Origin of the sequence: Paenibacillus sp. EKM206P, from assembly GCF_011066155.1 — a bacterium.
Lineage (GTDB): Bacteria > Bacillota > Bacilli > Paenibacillales > Paenibacillaceae > Paenibacillus > Paenibacillus polymyxa_D.
Genome location: NZ_JAAMNQ010000131.1, coordinates 1 through 233, shown reverse-complemented (window position 1 = coordinate 233; position 233 = coordinate 1). Strand labels below are relative to the sequence as shown.

1 protein-coding gene is annotated in these 233 nt (G+C 60.1%); it reads right to left on the bottom strand.

Going from position 1 to position 233, the window contains the following annotated elements; all coding sequences use genetic code 11:
• On the bottom strand, positions 1-233 hold a 233-nt coding region (locus tag G9G53_RS26080; protein WP_165150923.1), incomplete at both ends, for an AMP-binding protein.

Below are 233 nucleotides of genomic sequence, written 5' to 3'. Positions count from 1 at the left end.
CCTTCGGAGTCCGCCCCTCTGTCGCCCCAAACGAAATCGTCCAATTCGAGGCGCGTTCCTGCGAAGTCGGTCTTCTCGTGCAGATGCTTTTGAATCAGCAATAACGGCGCGCCCGAATCCTCGATCATGAAGCGGATGCGCTCCTCCGGGTAGTCCGGATCGACAGGCACGTAGGCTCCGCCCGCTTTGAGAATCGCCAGAATGCCGACGACCATATCGAGCGAGCGTTCGGC